The 1,287-nt window shown below is 59.1% G+C and carries 1 pseudogene; it reads right to left on the reverse strand.

Going from position 1 to position 1,287, the window contains the following annotated elements:
* Positions 1 to 1,287, reverse strand: a pseudogene (locus BST12_RS28985) (PPE family protein); the annotation flags it as partial.

The raw sequence follows: 1,287 nt of genomic DNA on the forward strand, positions 1-1,287 counted from the left end.
TTCCAACTCCCCACATTCCCCAACCCCACATTGCCCGTGCCCACATCCGCCAACCCCGCATTGAACACACTCACCCCGGCACCAGAGAAGAACAACCCCGACAAGTTCTCCCCGGCATTCCCCACACCCGACGTCACCAGACCCAACACATTGGTGTTACCCGCCCCCGACAACGACTCACCCATGTTGGTCAGCCCCGACAACAAGCCCCCGACATTCTTATACCCCGAAGCCAGCGACCCATTGTTCCAGAACCCCGACACCGTCTTGCCGATATTCCCAAACCCCGAAGCACTCCCCTCACCAGAATTAAAGAACCCCGACGACGGAGCATCCGTCGTATTCCCAAACCCCGGCGCCGCAGGGAAATGGAAAACCGGCACCGAGACCCCACCCACCGTGCCACCCACATTCGCCACCAACGACGTCGTATCACCACCAACCACAAAATCATGGAAATCGAAGGTGTTGATCCTGATGCGCGGAGTGGTGATTGAACTTATCGAATCATTGACGTCCACCAGGATGGATACGGGCAGTTGCGGCACATTCACCGTGAATCCGAGGTCGGTCTTGGGAATGCCGACGAAGACGCTGGTACCGCCCGTGTGCCCGAGCAGGGTGAACGTGACGTTCAGCGGGATACCGGTGGTGGTGTCGCCGTGGATGGTGAAGGGGTTGACCGACAGGCCGGTGATGTTGCCGGTGATGGGGAGTTTGAGGATGCCGCTGGCGCCCAGGGTCAGTGGGATGGGCGGGATGTTCAGGGTGTAATCGGCCTGCATCAGGCCCTGGCCCTGACCACGCCAGAACAACCCGTTGTTGGCGTCTCCGGAGTTAAACGCCCCGGTGTTCAGATCCCCGGTATTGGCGTACCCGGTGTTGAGATCGCCGGTGTTGTAGCTGCCGGTATTGGTATGCCCGGGATTAAACGATCCGGTGTTCAAACTGCCGGCGTTGAAGCCACCCGAGTTGTAACTGCCCGCGTTGGCCCACCCGGTGTTCAACACACCGGAGTTGAACACCCCACTGTTGGCCATGCCGCTGTTGGCGATCCCGGTATTGAACTCACCGGAGTTACCGATCCCGAAGTTCCCGGTCCCGGAATTGAAGAACCCCACAATATTACTACCGGAATTGAACAACCCCACATTCCCCGACCCCGAATTCCAGCCCCCGAACCCAACCTGATGATCCCCGGTCAGCCCGATCCCCACATTATTATGCCCCTGATTCCCGAACCCGAAATTCCCGCTCCCACTGTTCCCCCACCCCGTATTGAAACTC

Source organism: Mycobacterium angelicum, from assembly GCF_002086155.1.
Lineage (GTDB): Bacteria > Actinomycetota > Actinomycetes > Mycobacteriales > Mycobacteriaceae > Mycobacterium > Mycobacterium angelicum.